Origin of the sequence: Dietzia timorensis (assembly GCF_020742175.1) — a bacterium.
In the GTDB taxonomy this organism is placed as follows: domain Bacteria; phylum Actinomycetota; class Actinomycetes; order Mycobacteriales; family Mycobacteriaceae; genus Dietzia; species Dietzia timorensis_A.
The window spans coordinates 1-16,597 of record NZ_DYXM01000223.1 but is presented as its reverse complement, the minus strand read 5'-3'; the positions used below and the strand labels follow the sequence as shown (position 1 = coordinate 16,597).

15 protein-coding genes are annotated in these 16,597 nt (G+C 63.5%); 14 read left to right on the top strand and 1 reads right to left on the bottom strand.

The window, feature by feature from the left end:
- Positions 1-34: 34 nt before the first annotated feature.
- A complete protein-coding gene (gene thrB / locus K8V11_RS11520) occupies positions 35-988 on the top strand; it encodes a homoserine kinase (RefSeq protein ID WP_303914286.1) in 954 nt (317 codons plus the stop codon).
- 22 nt (positions 989-1,010) lie between these two features.
- Here the strand turns inward: thrB and K8V11_RS11515 are convergent, their stop codons facing one another.
- Positions 1,011-2,654 carry an AMP-binding protein gene (locus K8V11_RS11515; protein ID WP_303914283.1) on the bottom strand — a complete coding sequence of 548 codons (1,644 nt, stop codon included), beginning with the start codon at positions 2,652-2,654 and terminating at the stop codon, positions 1,011-1,013.
- 386 nt (positions 2,655-3,040) lie between these two features.
- Between K8V11_RS11515 and rho the strand changes: the two genes are divergently transcribed.
- From rho to atpD, 13 genes are all read left to right on the top strand, one after another.
- On the top strand, positions 3,041-5,041 hold the full coding sequence (gene rho, locus K8V11_RS11510) for a transcription termination factor Rho (RefSeq protein ID WP_303914280.1): 2,001 nt from the start codon (positions 3,041-3,043) through the stop codon (positions 5,039-5,041).
- A 6-nt stretch (positions 5,042-5,047) separates the two neighbouring features.
- Entirely contained in the window at positions 5,048-6,124 is a 1,077-nt protein-coding gene (gene prfA / locus K8V11_RS11505; RefSeq protein ID WP_303914277.1) for a peptide chain release factor 1, read from the top strand.
- Positions 6,125-6,156: 32 nt separating this feature from the next.
- A complete protein-coding gene (prmC, locus tag K8V11_RS11500; RefSeq protein WP_303914274.1) occupies positions 6,157-7,056 on the top strand; it encodes a peptide chain release factor N(5)-glutamine methyltransferase in 900 nt (299 codons plus the stop codon).
- A 47-nt stretch (positions 7,057-7,103) separates the two neighbouring features.
- Complete coding sequence (locus K8V11_RS11495) at positions 7,104-7,757, top strand: L-threonylcarbamoyladenylate synthase (RefSeq protein WP_303914271.1); 654 nt, start codon at positions 7,104-7,106, stop codon at positions 7,755-7,757.
- An 11-nt stretch (positions 7,758-7,768) separates the two neighbouring features.
- Complete coding sequence (locus K8V11_RS11490) at positions 7,769-8,974, top strand: MraY family glycosyltransferase (RefSeq protein ID WP_303914268.1); 1,206 nt, start codon at positions 7,769-7,771, stop codon at positions 8,972-8,974.
- 6 nt (positions 8,975-8,980) lie between these two features.
- The gene (locus tag K8V11_RS11485; protein ID WP_303914265.1) at positions 8,981-9,481 is read left to right on the top strand and encodes a hypothetical protein; all 501 of its coding nucleotides are present in this window, start codon (positions 8,981-8,983) and stop codon (positions 9,479-9,481) included.
- Between the two features lie 485 nt (positions 9,482-9,966).
- The gene (atpB, locus tag K8V11_RS11480) at positions 9,967-10,746 is read left to right on the top strand and encodes a F0F1 ATP synthase subunit A (RefSeq protein WP_303914393.1); all 780 of its coding nucleotides are present in this window, start codon (positions 9,967-9,969) and stop codon (positions 10,744-10,746) included.
- 140 nt (positions 10,747-10,886) lie between these two features.
- Positions 10,887-11,132 carry an ATP synthase F0 subunit C gene (locus tag K8V11_RS11475; RefSeq protein WP_067472038.1) on the top strand — a complete coding sequence of 82 codons (246 nt, stop codon included), beginning with the start codon at positions 10,887-10,889 and terminating at the stop codon, positions 11,130-11,132.
- 31 nt (positions 11,133-11,163) lie between these two features.
- A complete protein-coding gene (locus K8V11_RS11470; protein WP_303914262.1) occupies positions 11,164-11,739 on the top strand; it encodes a F0F1 ATP synthase subunit B in 576 nt (191 codons plus the stop codon).
- A 15-nt stretch (positions 11,740-11,754) separates the two neighbouring features.
- Positions 11,755-12,573 (top strand): F0F1 ATP synthase subunit delta, encoded by an 819-nt coding sequence (locus tag K8V11_RS11465; protein ID WP_303914260.1) that lies wholly within the window; start codon positions 11,755-11,757, stop codon positions 12,571-12,573.
- A gap of 135 nt (positions 12,574-12,708) precedes the next feature.
- The gene (atpA, locus tag K8V11_RS11460; protein WP_303914257.1) at positions 12,709-14,343 is read left to right on the top strand and encodes a F0F1 ATP synthase subunit alpha; all 1,635 of its coding nucleotides are present in this window, start codon (positions 12,709-12,711) and stop codon (positions 14,341-14,343) included.
- Between the two features lie 61 nt (positions 14,344-14,404).
- Entirely contained in the window at positions 14,405-15,385 is a 981-nt protein-coding gene (locus K8V11_RS11455; RefSeq protein ID WP_303914254.1) for a F0F1 ATP synthase subunit gamma, read from the top strand.
- A 3-nt stretch (positions 15,386-15,388) separates the two neighbouring features.
- The coding region (gene atpD, locus K8V11_RS11450; protein WP_303914252.1) for a F0F1 ATP synthase subunit beta at positions 15,389-16,597 on the top strand (1,209 nt) is incomplete at its 3' end.

Below are 16,597 nucleotides of genomic sequence, written 5' to 3'. Positions count from 1 at the left end.
GCCCGCCAAGCGGCCCGAGGGAAAGGGATTGCCGATGCCGGCAGGAGAAGCCGCGTACCCAGAGGTTCTCGGGGCGTCCGGGGGCCAAGTGCTGCCCGAGGGGCGGGAGGTCACGGTCACCGTGCCCGCGTCGACAGCGAACCTCGGTCCCGGTTTCGACACGCTCGGGATGGCGCTCGGTCTTTACGACACGATTCGCGTGCGCACCACCTCGGGGGGCCTCTCCCTACGCGTCTCAGGGGAAGGGGAGTCGACCGTCCCGCTTAACTCCTCGCACCTGGTCTACAAGGCTCTCGAAGGCGGCCTCCGAGCTGCGGGTATCGGTACGCGGGGAGTGGAAATCGAATGCGAGAATTCCATCCCACATTCCCGCGGGCTCGGAAGTTCGGCGTCAGCGGCAGTGGGAGGGCTTGTTGCGGCTAACGCACTGGCCGATAACGCCCTCGACGACGACCGGCTCGTCCAGCTTTCCAGCGAATTCGAAGGCCACCCGGACAATGCCGCCGCGGCCGTGCTCGGTGGTGCCGTCGTCGCCTGGACCGAGGCGGAATCAGGACATTCGCCGCGCTACCGGGCTGTGCGGGTACCGACCTCGCCGGAGCTGCGGACGACGGTGTTCGTTCCGGAATTCTCGTCCTCGACAGCGGAGACGAGGGGGCTTCTGCCTGCGCAGGTGCCGCACGCGGACGCTGCCTTCAACGCGAGTCGGGCGGCGCTACTCACTGTTGCTCTGAGCCGGCCCGAGTTTTTGCTTGCCGCTACCGAGGATCGTCTCCATCAGGGCTATCGCGCGCCGGCGCTCGAGCAGACGACCGAATTGATGGCGCTGTTGCGCGGGCACGGTTTCGCGGCTGCAGTGTCGGGCGCGGGCCCCACCACGCTGTGCCTGCACACCGGAGATCTCACCACGTCGCTGCGCTCGGACGCCGAGTCGCGCGGCTGGAAGCTTCTCGACCTGCCGGTCGCCGAGGGAGCACGGGCAAAGTAAGAAGTGGAGCCGCGGCGGTCCACTAGTCCCGGTTAGTCGAGCTGACGTCGAAGCGGCCCTGCGCGTACCAGCGCCGCAGGGTTCGCTTATCGAATTTGCCGACGCTCGTCCGCGGGATCTCGTCGAGAAATGCCCAGTGGTCGGGCCTCTTCCATTCCGCCACCGACGTCAGATCGGCGTACAGCCGTTCCGCTGTGGTCGGCTCGGCCCAGGGGTGCATGGTCACGACGCACAGAGGGCGCTGCCCCCAATAGGAGTCTGGCACGCCGATGCACGCCGCTTCGGCGACCTCCGGCAGTTCCATCACCGCATTCTCGAGCTCCACCGAGGAAATCCATTCCCCGCCGGAAAGGATCGCATCGGCGAGCCGGTCGATGATGGTGAGGTAGCCGTCGTCGGAGACGTGGGCGATGTCCCCGGTGCGGAACCAGCCGTCGTCGAAGCTCTTGTCTTGTTCCGGGTCGGCGTTGAGATAGCTGCCGGTCACGTAGGGGCCCGACACCTCGAGCTCGCCGAACCCGGTCTGCCCGCGAAGTGGGGTGCCGCTGAGATCTATGACGCGCGCGAACATCTGAGAATTGAAACGGCCCTGGGACATCGGATGCCCGCCGTGGAGTGTGTTCGAGGAGGTTCCGAGCGGACCGGTCTCGGTCATGCCCCATGCGTGGATGACGTGGAAGTCGTAGTCGGCGGCGATTTTGTCGGAGAGTGCCGTGGGAACCGCGGAGCCACCGAGGATTACGCGGTCGAGGTTGTCGAGGAACTCCCTGCGTTCGTCGATCGCGCGGAGGAACGCGGCGAAGTGCACAGGTGTGCAGGCGATAACGGTGGGTTGAGTCGCGGAGACGCCGCGCTCGAGCGCCGCCGTCTGCGAACCGGTCTCAGCGGAGGTCGAACGCGCCAGGACGAGGTCGTTGCCGAACATCATCGTCGCGTAGGGGATGCCCCAACCCATCACGTGGAATAACGGCACCATCGACAACACCGTGTCTCGCGCGGTGATCGCCATCCCGTCGGCCGCGCCCATGCTCATCGCGTGGAGATAGATCGACCGGTGTGAATAGACCACGGCCTTAGGCATACCGGTCGTGCCCGAGGTGTGGCAGACGACTGCCGGGGCGTTCTCGTCGGTATCGGGCCATTCGCGGTGCGAGGGCATCCCGTCGAGGAGCTGCTCGTAGGAGTGTACGGACACGCCCTCCCAGCCCTCGGGCTCAACGTCCTCGACGTCGCCACCGATGAGGATCACATGCCGCAGTGAGGGGAATCGTTTGCGATGCTTCGCAAGGTATTCGAGCGCGCCCGGGCCTGTCACCAGCACCGACTTATCGATCGACGCGATGGTTGCGAGGATCATCGACTGACTCAGCTGAACGTTGATGGGGTGAATCACCGCGCCCATTGCCGGTACGGCAAGCATGAGCTCGAACGATTCGAACCGGTTGGAAAGCATCATCCCCACGGCGTCACCCTCGCCGATCCCGAGCTTTTCCAGCGCAGCGGAGATCGCGGCACACCGATGGCCGACTTCGGCGAACGTCGCCCGATTCTGCGTGTCGTCCGGGTGTACCTCGGTGACTACCGACGCGTGATGGCGGGAGGCCCCGTGGGAGAGGATTCGCGCGATGTTGAGCGGGGACGCCATCATCGTGCTGCGTAGCTTCACCTGGTCCGCCTTCCTGTGCGCGAAACTTTCGTGTGCCCACCTACATTAGTAGGTGAGTGGACACGCTCCGGGGTCGGAATAGTCTAATGGCGCGATCTCGCGTACGATGAAAAACGCATATCGACATCTGACGCGGATTCTTCAAATCCGTGTCCGTCTGCTTCCTCCGGTCGTGGCTTGTTCCCGAGAACGCGCGAGCGAAGCGGTTGGGGATTCGATTCCACATCTACGTTCGATTCAGCCGTTTTCGGCGCATGGTCCTACGTACGTTCATCGGTCGGTGTGCACCTCCATAGACTTATCGGTCCTCTAGCGACCGGATTACCGAGTGGTATCACCACTGCACCAAGCGGGCATACCCGTTTCCCGGTAAAGAAAGGACCTCCGTGACTTCAGCGGAAACCTCTACATCAACCGATATCAGCACGTTGCGCCTTCCCGAGCTCAAGGCTCTCGCGCAGCAGCTCGGCCTCAAGAGCCTCTCGGGTAAGCGCAAGGGCGAGCTTGTCGCCTTGATCAACTCGGCACGCGGGACCTCCGGCCCGTCGAAGTCGCAGGCTCCCGCCGCACAGAAGAACCCCTCCGTTGACGGCGCAGGTGCCGATTCACAGGGCGACGCCGACACCGGCCGCCGTTCGCGCAGAGTCTCACGCGGCGCAGGCGCGCCCGACCAGCAGACGCTCGACTCCGCCGTCATAGGTGCAGAGCAGGGAAGCGGGCAGGCGCAGGACGGCGGTGCGCAGCACGGCACGGCGCAGCACGGGGATGACTACCGCGGCGGCAACAAGGGCGGCGATCGCGACAAGAACCGCTCCAACCGCGACAACCGCAATGATCGCGGCGACCGCGACAACAACGGCGGCGGTAATAACAACGACGGCGACCGTGGAAATCGCGATAACAACCGCGACCACAATGGCGGCGGCAACAACGACGGCGACGATCAGCAGGGGCGCGGCAACAACCGCAACCGCAATCGCAACCGGAACCGCAACAACAACGATCGCAACAACAACGACCGCAACAATGGCGGCGGCAACAACAACCGCGGCAACGATTCCGACGATAACGGCGGCGGAAACAATAACAGCGGAAACAACAGCGGTGGCGGCAACAACAACCGCGGCAACAATCGCGATAACCGGGACGACGAGGGCGGCCGCGGCCGCCGCGGTCGTCGCCGCCGTGATCGCGGGCGCAACCGAAACGACGGCGATTCGGGCGAGATTCGCGAAGGCGATGTCCTGCAGCCCGTCGCCGGTATTCTCGACGTGCTCGACAACTACGCGTTCGTGCGCACCTCGGGGTACCTCGCCGGTCAGAACGACGTCTACGTCTCCATCAACATGGTCCGCAAGAACGGGCTGCGCCGCGGCGATGCCGTCGTCGGTGCCGTGCGCATGCCGCGCGATGGGGAGAACAATCAGCGCCAGAAGTTCAATCCGCTCGTGCGCGTCGACTCCATCAACGGCGGCACGGTCGAGGAGGCCAAGGCCCGCCCGGACTTCGGCAAGCTCACCCCGCTGTACCCGAACCAGCGTCTGCGCCTGGAGACCGAGAAGACGAAGCTCTCCACGCGCGTGATCGACCTGGTCATGCCCATCGGTAAGGGCCAGCGTGCGCTGATCGTGTCCCCGCCGAAGGCCGGTAAGACGACAATCCTGCAGAACATCGCCAACGCGATCGCGCACAACAATCCCGAATGCCACCTCATGGTCGTGCTCGTCGACGAGCGCCCCGAGGAGGTCACGGACATGCAGCGATCGGTCGAGGGAGAGGTCATCGCCTCGACGTTCGACCGTCCGCCGTCAGACCACACCCAGGTCGCCGAGCTCGCCATCGAGCGGGCGAAGCGGCTGGTGGAGGCCGGCCAGGACGTGGTCGTCCTGCTCGACTCCATCACCAGGCTCGGACGCGCGTACAACAACTCCTCGCCGGCTTCCGGACGCATCCTGTCCGGCGGCGTGGACTCGACCGCGCTGTACCCGCCGAAGCGATTCCTCGGCGCGGCGCGCAACATCGAGTTCGGCGGCTCGCTCACCATCATCGCCACGGCGATGGTGGAGACCGGATCCGCGGGCGACAACGTGATCTTCGAGGAGTTCAAGGGAACCGGCAACGCCGAGCTCAAGCTCGATCGCCGGATCTCCGAGCGCCGCGTGTTCCCGGCGGTCGATGTCGGACCCTCGGGCACCCGTAAGGAAGAATTGCTCATGAGCAACGAAGAGGCGCAGATCATGCACAAGCTGCGCCGCGTGCTCTCCGGGCTCGACTCTCAGCAGGCGATCGACCTGCTCATGAGCCAGCTCCGCAAGACTCAGAACAACTACGAGTTCCTGCTCCAGGTGTCGAAGACCACGCCGACGTTGCCGCAGGACGAGGAGTAAGAACACGTGAGCAGCAAGTCACCCTCCGCCATCGACGACGTTCTCGCCGAGTACCAGGGCCTCGAGATGCAACTCTCGGACCCCGCTCTGCACGAGAACGCCGCGGAGGCCCGCCGTGTCGGCAAGCGTTTCGCCGAGCTGGGCCCGGTCGTCGGTGTGCATAACGAGCTCACCGCGGCCGAGGACGACCTGTCCGCGGCCGAGGAGCTTGCGCACGAGGACAAGTCGTTCGCGGACGAGGCCGAGCGCCTGCGCGAGGAGGTCGCAAGGCTCAAGGAGCAGCTCGCGGACCTGCTCGCCCCGCGCGACCCGCACGACGGTGACGACATCCTGCTCGAGATAAAGCCGGGTGCCGGCGGCGAGGAGTCTGCGCTGTTCGCCTCCGACCTGGCTCGGATGTACCTCAAGTACGCCGAGAAAGAGGGCTGGAAGGTCGAGACCCTCGGCATCACCGAGTCGGACATGGGTGGCTACAAGGACGCGACCTTTTCCATCAAGGCGCGAGAGCCTTCGCGCGATGGCGTGTGGGCGCACCTCAAGTTCGAGGGCGGGGTGCACCGCGTCCAGCGTGTCCCCGTGACCGAATCGCAGGGCCGCATCCACACCTCTGCCGCCGGCGTCATGGTGTTCCCCGAGGCCGAGGCCCCGGAGGAGATCGAGATCAACGACGCGGACCTGCGCGTCGACGTCTACCGTTCCTCCGGCAAGGGCGGCCAGGGTGTGAATACCACCGACTCGGCCGTCCGCCTCACGCACCTCCCAACCGGCATCGTCGTTACCTGCCAGAACGAGCGTTCGCAGCTGCAGAACAAGGCGCGCGCCATGGAGGTGCTCGCCGCCCGCCTGCTGCAGCAGCAGGAAGAGGCGGCCGCTGCCGAGGCCGCGGACGAGCGCGCCGCGCAGATCCGCACCGTGGACCGTTCCGAGCGCATTCGCACGTACAACTTCCCCGAGAACCGCATCGCCGACCACCGGATCGGGTACAAGGCCAACAATCTCGACCAGGTTCTCGGCGGAGATATGAGCGCCCTCGTCGACGCACTGCGCGAATCCGAGCGCGCCGAGCGCATGCAAGAGGCCTAATCCTTTCCTCTTTCGCCGCAGGATCACCACGTATGACGTCGGACGCACCGAGCATTCTCGCCGAACTCACCTCCCTCCTTTCTGAGGGAGGGATCGAGTCGGCGTCCGCGGAAGCGGCGACAATACTTTCGCAGGCGTTGGGCACCTCGCGGGCCTCGCTGGCTTTCGCAGACGTCCCCGCCGAGCGCGCGAAGCAGGCGCGCTCCTGGGCGCTCCGCCGCGCCGATACCCTCGAACCGCTGCAATACATCCTGGGAACCGCCGTAAGTGGCCGTCTCGATATGGCCGTCGGCCCGGGCGTGTTTATCCCGCGCCCGGAGACCGAGCTCCTCGTCGACTGGGCGCTGAGGAGCATGCCGGCGACGCACGATGGGGGAGATGCGGGGCTCGTCGTTATTGATCTGTGTTCCGGTAGCGGGACGATCGCGCTCGAGGTCGCCCACGCGATGCCACGCGCGCAGGTGTACGCGGTGGAGGCTGATCCGAAGGCGTTGGATTGGCTGCGCCGCAATGCCGCTTCGCGGGCAGAGGCGGGCGATACGCCTGTCACGGTGTGCGATGCCGATGCGACCGATGCATCGCTGTTGCGCGAACTCGACGGTCGGGCGAGCGCGGTACTCAGCAATCCGCCCTACGTTCCTTCGGGCGCGGACCTTCCGGCCGAGGTCGCCGAGCATGAGCCCGGGATCGCCCTGTTCGCCGGGCCGGAGGGGACCGATGTCATCGAGCGACTTGTTCCGGTGGCCGCGAGGCTGTTGGCGGACGGCGGGATCTTCGCGTGCGAACACGACGACTCGAACGGCGCCGCGGTGACCGAGATACTCGGTCGACACGGCGGCTTCGGTAGGGTGAACCAGCATAGAGACCTGGCCGGTCGGCCCCGTTTCGTCACGGCGGTACGCGTACGCGAATCCACCGAGAACACGCGCTAGAACGGCACGAATCCACTCATTCACGAACACCGAAGGGAGCATGGGCGGTGAGTCTGACCTATGACTGCAGCGAGGAGAGCGGGCGAAAGGTCGGCCTGTCCCAGGCGGCGAACACGCTGCGTTCGGGACGGCTCGTCGTCCTGCCCACGGACACCGTCTACGGCATCGCGGCGGACCCCTTCAACCCGGACGCGGTCAACGCGCTGCTGGCAGCGAAGCACCGTGGCCCGGACATGCCCGTCCCCGTGTTGGTCGGTTCGTGGGACACGATCGATGGGCTCGTACCGTCCGTGAGCGCCGAGGCGCGCACGCTCATCCGCGCGTTCTGGCCCGGCGGGCTGTCGATCGTCGTGCCACAGGCGCCTTCACTCACCTGGAATCTCGGCCACACCGCCGGCACCGTGATGTTGCGGATGCCACTGCACCCGGTGGCCATTGAGCTGCTTCGTGAGACAGGGCCGCTCGCCGTCTCGAGCGCGAACGTGTCCGGCCAGCCGCCGGCGCAGAACGCTGCCGACGCCAAAGCTCAGCTCGGCGAGGCGGTCGCGGTGTATCTCGAATCCGGCGGCGCCGACATCGGGACGGCCTCGACGATCGTCGATCTCACTCACGGCACCCCGCGCATCGTCCGCGAAGGTGCGATTACGACCGACCGCGTCGCGGAGGCTCTCGGAGTGCCCGCACAGTCTCTTCAGGGCTAAACGCGGTTCCCATGTCCTTGGACACCTCCGTATTGGCGCAATCCGGCGGATTCGTCGGCGGCGCCGGTGTGCCGTATCGCGAGCTCGTGCTCATCGCGGTCGTCGCGGGGCTCGTCTCCTTCGTCGTCACCGGATTGGTGAAGGGCATCGCGCCGATGGTCGGGGGAGTGAAGTACCCGCGAGGTCGGGACGTGCACGTTATCCCCACACCTCAGATCGGCGGGCTGGGAATTTTCACCGGCTTCTGCGTTGCGGTGTTCCTCGCCTCGAACCTGCCGGCGCTCAACCGCGCCTTCCCGCCATTTACGTCGGATGTTCAGGTCGTCGTCGCCGCAGGGGCGGTGATCGTTCTCCTCGGGTTCGTCGATGACACGCTCGAATTAGGTGCCGTGACGAAACTCGTCGGGCAGATGGCCTCGGCCGGAGTTCTCATCGTCGGCGGTGTCACGTGGTTCCTCGTCTACCTCCCGTGGGGAGGCAACATCCTCGTTCTCGACCAGTTGCAGGCCGGTGTGGCAACAGCACTGTTCACGCTGGTCGTCGTCAACGCGATCAATTTCGTCGATGGTCTCGACGGGCTGGCCGGCGGCATCGGCGCGATCGTCGCCATGGCGCTGTGTCTGTTCGCGGTGGCGATCTTGTTCCAGCAGGGCGGCGCGGTGTCCGCGTACCCGCCCGCGCTTATCACCGCCGTGCTCGCCGGGGCCTGCCTCGGCTTTCTGCCTCATAACTTCCATCCGGCCCGTATCTTCATGGGCGATACGGGCGCGATGTTCATCGGCTTGATCCTCGCTGCGGCGTCCGTCAACGTCTCGGGGCGAATCTCGCAATCGATGTACGGTTCTCAGAACCTGCTGGTCCTGCTGTCCCCGGTCATCGTCGTCGGCGCGGCCCTGTTTGTGCCTCTTCTCGACCTCGTGCTCGCGGTGGTTCGGCGCGTACGTGCCGGTCAACACCCGTTCTCCGCCGACCGCAAGCATCTTCACCACCGCCTGCTCGAACTCGGCCACTCGCAGACGCTCGTCGCCATTGTCATTTACGCCTGGGTCGCCCTGTTCGCTTTCGGGGCGGTCTCGCTCAGCGTGTTCGAGGCGAAGTACGTCCTCCCGATCGTCGGGATCCTCTTCCTCGTCGTGCTGATCTTCACCGCGACACCGCTCTGGCTGCGCTCTTCTCTGAACCAACCGTCGACGAGCAGCGACGCCACATTAGAATGAAGCCCTATGACTAACGAGCCCGTCCAGCAGGACCCGCCGAGCGAAGACCGTAATGGCGCGCCGCAGACCGAAAGCGAAGTGCGCGAGCTCGCCATCAGTGCGCATACCGTCGCGCTTCGCAAAGCCCTCTACGTCGGAATCGCCGGTTGGTTGGCACTCAGCGTGCTCTCGGTCGTGCTGTGGATGCTCGTAGACGGAACCCCAGGAGTGTGGGGCGCGCTGGTCGGTGCCGGCATCGGTGGCTTTTTCGTGTTGACGACGGCGATCACCACACTCGCGACGGCAAAGTCCCCGGCCACGACGATGGGCGCGGTACTCATGGGGACCTGGCTGCTCAAGCTGCTCATCGTTCTCGGCGTTGTGTTCGTCATCCGAGACTTCGACTTCTATTCGCGACCGGCGCTCGTCGTCACGATGGTGCTGTCTCTCGTTGTCGTCTTGTCGCTCGAGACCTGGACGATCGTGAAGGCAAAGGCACCCGCAGTCGAGCCGGATATTTTCCGCTAGCACGACGAGGAGACCGTCCGTCCGGCCGTTTCTACGGCGGGGCGTGGCGCGGATCGCAGTACTACGATCTTCGCGACATGAGAAAAATTTCCGGCTCGGAATAACCTGCGCGGCGGAAGTGAACTCCAGTGCTGTGATTCGCGAGCCCTCGGAAGTGCCTGCTTACGAGACGAATTAAACGGTGAAACTGCCGACGGGCGGTTTCGCACTATATTACCGGCCAGTACCGTTGATGGTGGCCGTTCGTGGTTCTTCTGACCGGAAAACGGGCGAAATCCCGGGGGGTCGTTATCCAAACTGTTACCGACTTTGTTAGGATTCTCTACGGTGTCAAAACGGGCCGCTTGCACGTCTTTTGTGCAGATTCAAGTAGCCCGGGCATTGGCCTGTGTACGCCATCACGGTGTATTACGGCACGGAATGACAAATCGCACCGCAGCTTTTAAGCGGCCCGAGTAGGGGAGAGAACGCTGAGCACCACAACGCTGGCATTCAAGGGCGAATTTCACGCCCCAACGTTGGACGATTTTTTCCCTGAAACGGTCTTGTTTGGCGGGACCCCTTTTGAGCTAGACCGGCTCATGCTGATCCGCCTGCTGATGACCGTTCTGGTGGCTTTGTTCTTCTTCTTCGCCCTCCGGGGCGCGAAGATCGTTCCGCGTGGCGTGCAGAACGTCGCGGAAATCGCGATCGACTTCGTCCGAGTCAACATCGTCGAAGAGATCATCGGCAAGAAGGAGGGCTACCGCTTCCTGCCGATCGTTGCGACCATCTTCTTCATCGTGCTGGCGAGCAACCTGCCTTCGGTCATCCCATTCCTCAACATCTCGCCGAACGCGAGAATCGGAATGCCGCTGGTTCTGGCTGTCATCGCGTACATCGCATTCGTGTACGCCGGTGCTAAGAAGTACGGCTTCTTCAGCTTCATCGGTAAGTCGATTGTGGTGCCCAACTTGCCGCTGCCGATGCACTTCCTGGTTGTGCCGATCGAGTTCTTCTCGACATTCGTGCTTCGCCCGGCAACGCTCACGATTCGTCTTATGGCGAATATGCTCGCCGGCCACATCATGCTTGTGCTGCTCTTCTCGGCCACGAACTTCTTCTTCTGGCAGTTCAACGGTTGGAGTGCAGTCGGTGCCGTGACCTTCGTCGTAAGCATCGCGTTCATGTTGTTCGAGCTGCTGGTCATCTTCCTCCAGGCGTACATCTTCGCGCTGCTGACCGCCGTATACATCGAGCAAGCCATACACGCGGATAGCCACTAGACCAGGTGGGGCCGGTCGAGGCGTAGTACGCGCTTCCCTGCACCCATCTACATAGACCACCTGCCCAGCAAAAACCACCACAAGACCTGACCGGTAGGCGGACAGTCCGCTCCGGCCAATTGAAAGGGAATGGAATCCAGATGGATATCGTCACTCTCGCCCAGGAAGCAACGACGACCACGATGCCCGGCCTCGGCGCAGTGGGCTACGGCCTCGCCGCCATCGGCCCCGGCATTGGTATCGGCATCGTCGTCGGTAAGGCGATCGAGGGCATGGCTCGCCAGCCCGAGATGGCCGGCCAGATTCGTACCACGATGTTCCTCGGTATCGCCTTCACCGAGGCCCTGGCCCTCATCGGCATCGTCACCGGCTTCATCTTCCAGTAAGACCAACGACGTACCGGATAGGACCAACTAGATGATCTCCGATTTCGTATTACTCGCAGCGGGAGGCGACGAGTCGCTTCCGCTGGAGGAAGAGCCGAACATCTTGATGCCGGCCCTTTACGACATCGTCTGGTCTCTCATCGCGTTCGCCATCCTTCTGTTCGTCTTCTGGAAGTTCGTGCTTCCGATGGTGAAGAAGGTGCTCGAAGAGCGCACAGAGAAGATCGAAGGCGGTATCGAGCGTGCCGAGGCGGCACAGCGCGAGGCCAAGGAAGCGCTCGACAAGTACAACGAGCAGCTTGCCGAAGCCCGCGGTGAGGCTGCCAAGATCCGTGAGGATGCCCGTCTCCAGGGACAGCAAATTCTCTCGGACATGAAGGCCGACGCGCAGAAGGAAAGCGATCGCATCGTTGCCAATGGGCAGCAACAATTGCAGGCCCAGCGTCAGCAGATCGTGACGGAGCTTCGCTCCGACCTCGGCAAGCAGTCTGTCGACCTCGCCGAGAAGTTGATGGGCGAGCAGTTGTCGGACAACGTCAAGCAGTCCGGCACCATCGACCGCTTCCTGGCAGACCTTGATCAGGTTTCCGGGCCCGGCCAGAAGTAAGGAAAGTGACGCACAATGCACGCAGCTAGCCGTGATGCACTCGCTAAGTGCCGCGAGAAGTTGCAAGGAACGCTAGGCGCCAAATCCGACGGCGGTGCCACAGGAGCGAAGCTCGGGAGCGAGCTGTTCCAGGTCGCCGAGGTTCTGGAGGGCGATCGTACGCTGCGAGTCGCAGTGGCGGACTCTTCCGCTCCTGCCGCGACTCGTCAGGATCTCGCGCGTTCGGTGTTCGGCTGGAAGATCGATGACAGCACGCTGGACGTGCTTCTGGATGCAGTCGGGCAGACGTGGTCGAACCCCCGTGACCTGCGTGACAGCCTCGTCGATCTGAGCCGCCTGTCACTGCTGGCTTCGGCTGCGGCACAGGGCCAGCTTCCGGCAGTGGAAGATGAGCTGTTCCGACTTGGACGGATCATCGCCGGCAACCCGGAGCTGGAGCAGGCACTTGCCGACCGGCAGGCGCCCATCAAGGCTAAGCGTGCACTGCTCGGTGAACTTGTGTACGGGAAGGTTCTCGCGGTTACCGAGGCCCTGGCCTCCCAGGTCATCGCGCGACCGGAAAATCGGCCTGCCGACGACCTGGACGCACTGTCGCAGATGGCGGCAGAATTGCAGGGGACGGCAGTTGCCGATGTCACGAGCGCCAATGAGCTTTCGAGCGAACAGGTCGAGTCCCTCAAGGCTCGGCTCGGAAAGATCTATGGTCGGTCTATGACCGTTCATATGAACATCGATCCGAAAATTATGGGTGGTCTTGTCATCCGGGTGGGCGACGAGGTCATCGACGGAAGCGTGTCGGGTCGCTTGGCTGCGATGCGACGCAACATTCCGTGATTGATCTGCTGCGGCCCTAGTGCTGCAGCCATGAACTAGCTGGGCAGCCGTTCTCGCGGTCGATGCCCACCCACCTGACAACATATGAGTCGAAAGCAACTTTCGACCCACGAACTTAGTGAGAGCAGGAAACACATGGCGGAGTTGACGATCTCCTCCGACGAGATCCGTAGCGCGATTGCAAATTACACCCAGAGCATGTCCCAGGACGCCTCTCGCGATGAGGTCGGCACCGTCGTTGACACCGGTGACGGGATCGCCCACATCAGCGGGCTGCCGTCCGCGATGGCCAACGAGATTCTGGAATTCCCCGGCGGAATTCTCGGCGTTGCCCTCAACCTCGAGGACCGCGAGATCGGTGCCGTTATTCTCGGTAGCTTCGACGAGATCGAAGAAGGCCAAGAGGTCCGCCGCACCGGCGACGTTCTCTCGGTCCCGGTTGGCGAGAACTTCCTCGGCCGAGTGGTCAACCCGCTCGGTGAGGCCATCGACGGTCTTGGCGATATCGAATCCACCGAACGCCGCGCACTCGAGCTCCAGGCTCCCTCGGTGCTCGAGCGTCAGCCGGTCGAAGAGCCGATGCAGACCGGCATCAAGGCAGTCGACGCCATGACCCCGATTGGTCGTGGCCAGCGTCAGCTGATCATTGGTGACCGCAAGACGGGCAAGACCGCTCTGTGCATCGACGCCATCCTCAACCAGAAGGCCAACTGGGAGTCCGGCGACAAGACCAAGCAGCTGCGTTGCATCTACGTTGCCGTGGGCCAGAAGGGCTCGACTATCGCCGGCGTCAAGGCGACGCTGGAAGAGCACGGTGCCATGGAGTACACGACAATCGTCGCTGCTCCGGCTTCGGATTCCGCTGGCCTCAAGTGGCTCGCGCCCTTCACCGGTTCGGCAATCGGCCAGCAGTGGATGTACGAAGGCAACCACGTTCTCATCGTCTTCGACGACCTGTCGAAGCAGGCCGAAGCCTACCGCGCTATCTCGCTTCTGCTCCGCCGCCCGCCGGGCCGCGAGGCATACCCGGGCGACGTGTTCTACCTCCACTCCCGTCTGCTCGAGCGTTGCGCGAAGTTGTCGGATGAGCTCGGCGGCGGTTCGATGACGGGCCTGCCGATCATCGAAACGAAGGCAAACGACGTGTCCGCCTTCATTCCGACCAACGTGATCTCCATTACCGACGGCCAGGTCTTCCTCGAGTCAGATCTGTTCAACCGTGGCGTTCGCCCGGCCGTGAACGTCGGTATCTCGGTGTCCCGTGTCGGTGGTGCTGCACAGACCAAGGGAATGAAGAAGGTTTCCGGTTCGCTGCGCCTCGATCTCGCTGCATACCGCGATCTCGAGTCCTTCGCGACGTTCGCTTCCGACCTCGACGCCGCTTCGAAGGCGCAGCTCGACCGCGGTTCGCGCCTGGTCGAGATTCTCAAGCAGAACGAGAACTCCCCGGTCGCCGTCGAGGACCAGATCGTTTCGATCTACCTCGCGGGTGAGGGCCACTACGACAGCGTCCCGGTCGACGACGTTCGCCGCTTCGAGGACGAGCTGATCTCGGATCTTCACCACAGCGCTTCGGGCGTCTACGAGCAGATCGAGGGCGGTGCTGTTCTCTCCGACGAGTCGAAGGAAACACTCAACTCGAAGACGAAGGTTTTCAAGCAGGGCTTCGTAGCATCGGACGGCTCCAGGGTCGTTGAGGAGAACGCTGACGCACTTGATTCTGAAGACCTCGAGCGTGACCAGCTCGTCGTCAAGAAGAAGACCTCGTAAGGCGGCTTCGTTTCAGATGATGGATTCAACCAGTCGAAGCAACGAGAGGAGGGCATAGCGAATGGCTAACTTGCGTGAACTACGAAGCCGGATCAAGTCGGTTAACTCGACCAAGAAGATCACCAAGGCTCGCGAGCTGATCGCTACGTCCCGGATTCCGAAGGCGCAGGCACGTGTCGCAGAGGCGCGCCCGTATTCGGACCAGGTCACCGCGATTCTGCAAGATCTCGCTTCGGCCTCCTCTCTTGACCACAAGATGCTCAACGAGCATCCCGATCCGAAGCGTGCCGCCATCCTGGTCGTGACCAGTGATAGTGGCATGTGTGGCGGGTACAACCAGAAGGTCCTGCAGGAAACGGCCGAGCTTCGTGCTCTCCTCGAGAAGGAGGGTAAGGAAGTCGACCTTTACGTCATGGGTCGCAAGGGAATCGGCTACTACCAGTTCCGCGAGATTGAACTCGCTGGATCGTGGTCGGGTTTCTCGGAGCAGCCGGAGTACGAGAAGGTTCGCGGAGCCTTCTCTCTTCTCGCCGCAATTTTCCAGGCGGGTGCGGGCGAAGAGGTCGACGGATCTGAATTCCTCGGCGACGGAGCCGGAACGTATGCCGGCGTCGACGAGGTTCATATCGTCTACACGCGCTTCGTGTCGATGCTCACGCAGACGGCCCAGGCGCGCCGTCTGGCCCCGATCCAGACGGTCGTTGACGAAGAACAGCTCCACCTCGGTGACGGAATCATGGAAGACGATCCGGATACCGAGATCAAGCCGGAGCTCAACTTCGAGCCGGATGCGACGACGCTGCTGAACGCGATTCTTCCGCGTTACCTTGCCTCACGAGCATTCGCAGCGCTTCTCGAAGCGGCTGCATCCGAATCGGCAGCCCGCCGAACCGCAATGAAGTCTGCAACAGACAACGCCACCGAGTTGGTCGACGGTCTCAGCCGTGAAGCCAACCAGGCCCGCCAGGCGCAGATTACCCAGGAAATCAGCGAGATTGTCGGTGGCGCTGGTGCGCTATCCGCTAGCGCAGGAAGTGATTAACCAATGAGCACCCCCGTAATGGAGCAAAACCAGAACGGAACCGCCGGCCTTACCGGTCGCGTGTCCCGTGTGCTCGGTGCCGTCGTCGACGTGGAGTTCCCGCGTGGCGCGATGCCCGAGCTGTTCAACGCACTCACCGTCGAGATCGATCTGCCGTCCGTCGCCAAGACCGTGACCCTCGAGGTCGCGCAGCACCTCGGCGACAACATGGTTCGCGGAATCTCGATGCAGTCGACCGACGGACTCGTCCGCGGTGCGACCGTTACCGACACCGGCAAGCCGATCTCGGTGCCCGTGGGCGACGAGGTCAAGGGCCACGTCTTCAACGCGCTCGGGGACTGCCTCGATGCACCGGGCACGGGTCGTGACGGCGAGCAGTGGGGCATCCACCGCCAGCCGCCGGCCTTCGACCAGCTCGAGGGCAAGACCGAGATCCTTGAAACCGGTATTAAGGTCATCGACCTTCTCACCCCCTACGTCAAGGGCGGCAAGATCGGCCTCTTCGGCGGCGCCGGCGTGGGTAAGACGGTCCTCATCCAGGAGATGATCACCCGTATCGCGCGCGAGTTCTCCGGTACGTCGGTATTCGCCGGTGTCGGTGAGCGTACCCGTGAAGGTACGGACCTCCTCCTGGAGATGGACGAGATGGGAGTCCTCCAGGACACCGCTCTAGTCTTCGGCCAGATGGATGAGCCGCCGGGGACGCGTATGCGCGTCGCGCTGTCGGCACTGACCATGGCGGAGTACTTCCGCGATGTTCAGGATCAGGACGTCCTCCTGTTCATCGACAACATCTTCCGCTTCACGCAGGCCGGCTCCGAGGTATCGACGCTTCTCGGACGTATGCCGTCTGCGGTGGGCTACCAGCCCACTCTGGCGGACGAGATGGGCCAGCTGCAGGAGCGCATTACCTCCACGAAGGGTCGCTCGATTACGTCCCTGCAGGCGATCTACGTCCCTGCAGACGACTACACCGACCCCGCACCGGCGACGACGTTCGCGCACCTTGATGCCACCACCGAGCTTTCGCGTTCGATTGCTTCGAAGGGCATCTACCCCGCGGTCGATCCGCTGTCGTCGACGTCGCGAATCCTTGAGCCGGCCATCGTCGGCGAGGAGCACTACCGCGTGGCGCAGGAAGTCATCCGGATCCTCCAGAAGTACAAGGAGCTCCAGGACATCATCGCCATCCTCGGCATGGACGAGCTCTCC

Bases quoted from the DNA above. Each gene is read 5' to 3' on its own strand.
- thrB (WP_303914286.1), top strand. From the start codon at position 35: ATGCCGGCAGGAGAAGCCGCGTACCCAGAGGTTCTCGGGGCGTCCGGG.
- prmC (WP_303914274.1), top strand. From the start codon at position 6,157: ATGACGTCGGACGCACCGAGCATTCTCGCCGAACTCACCTCCCTCCTT.
- K8V11_RS11490 (WP_303914268.1), top strand. From the start codon at position 7,769: ATGTCCTTGGACACCTCCGTATTGGCGCAATCCGGCGGATTCGTCGGC.
- K8V11_RS11485 (WP_303914265.1), top strand. From the start codon at position 8,981: ATGACTAACGAGCCCGTCCAGCAGGACCCGCCGAGCGAAGACCGTAAT.
- K8V11_RS11475 (WP_067472038.1), top strand. From the start codon at position 10,887: ATGGATATCGTCACTCTCGCCCAGGAAGCAACGACGACCACGATGCCC.
- K8V11_RS11470 (WP_303914262.1), top strand. From the start codon at position 11,164: ATGATCTCCGATTTCGTATTACTCGCAGCGGGAGGCGACGAGTCGCTT.
- K8V11_RS11465 (WP_303914260.1), top strand. From the start codon at position 11,755: ATGCACGCAGCTAGCCGTGATGCACTCGCTAAGTGCCGCGAGAAGTTG.
- atpA (WP_303914257.1), top strand. From the start codon at position 12,709: ATGGCGGAGTTGACGATCTCCTCCGACGAGATCCGTAGCGCGATTGCA.
- K8V11_RS11455 (WP_303914254.1), top strand. From the start codon at position 14,405: ATGGCTAACTTGCGTGAACTACGAAGCCGGATCAAGTCGGTTAACTCG.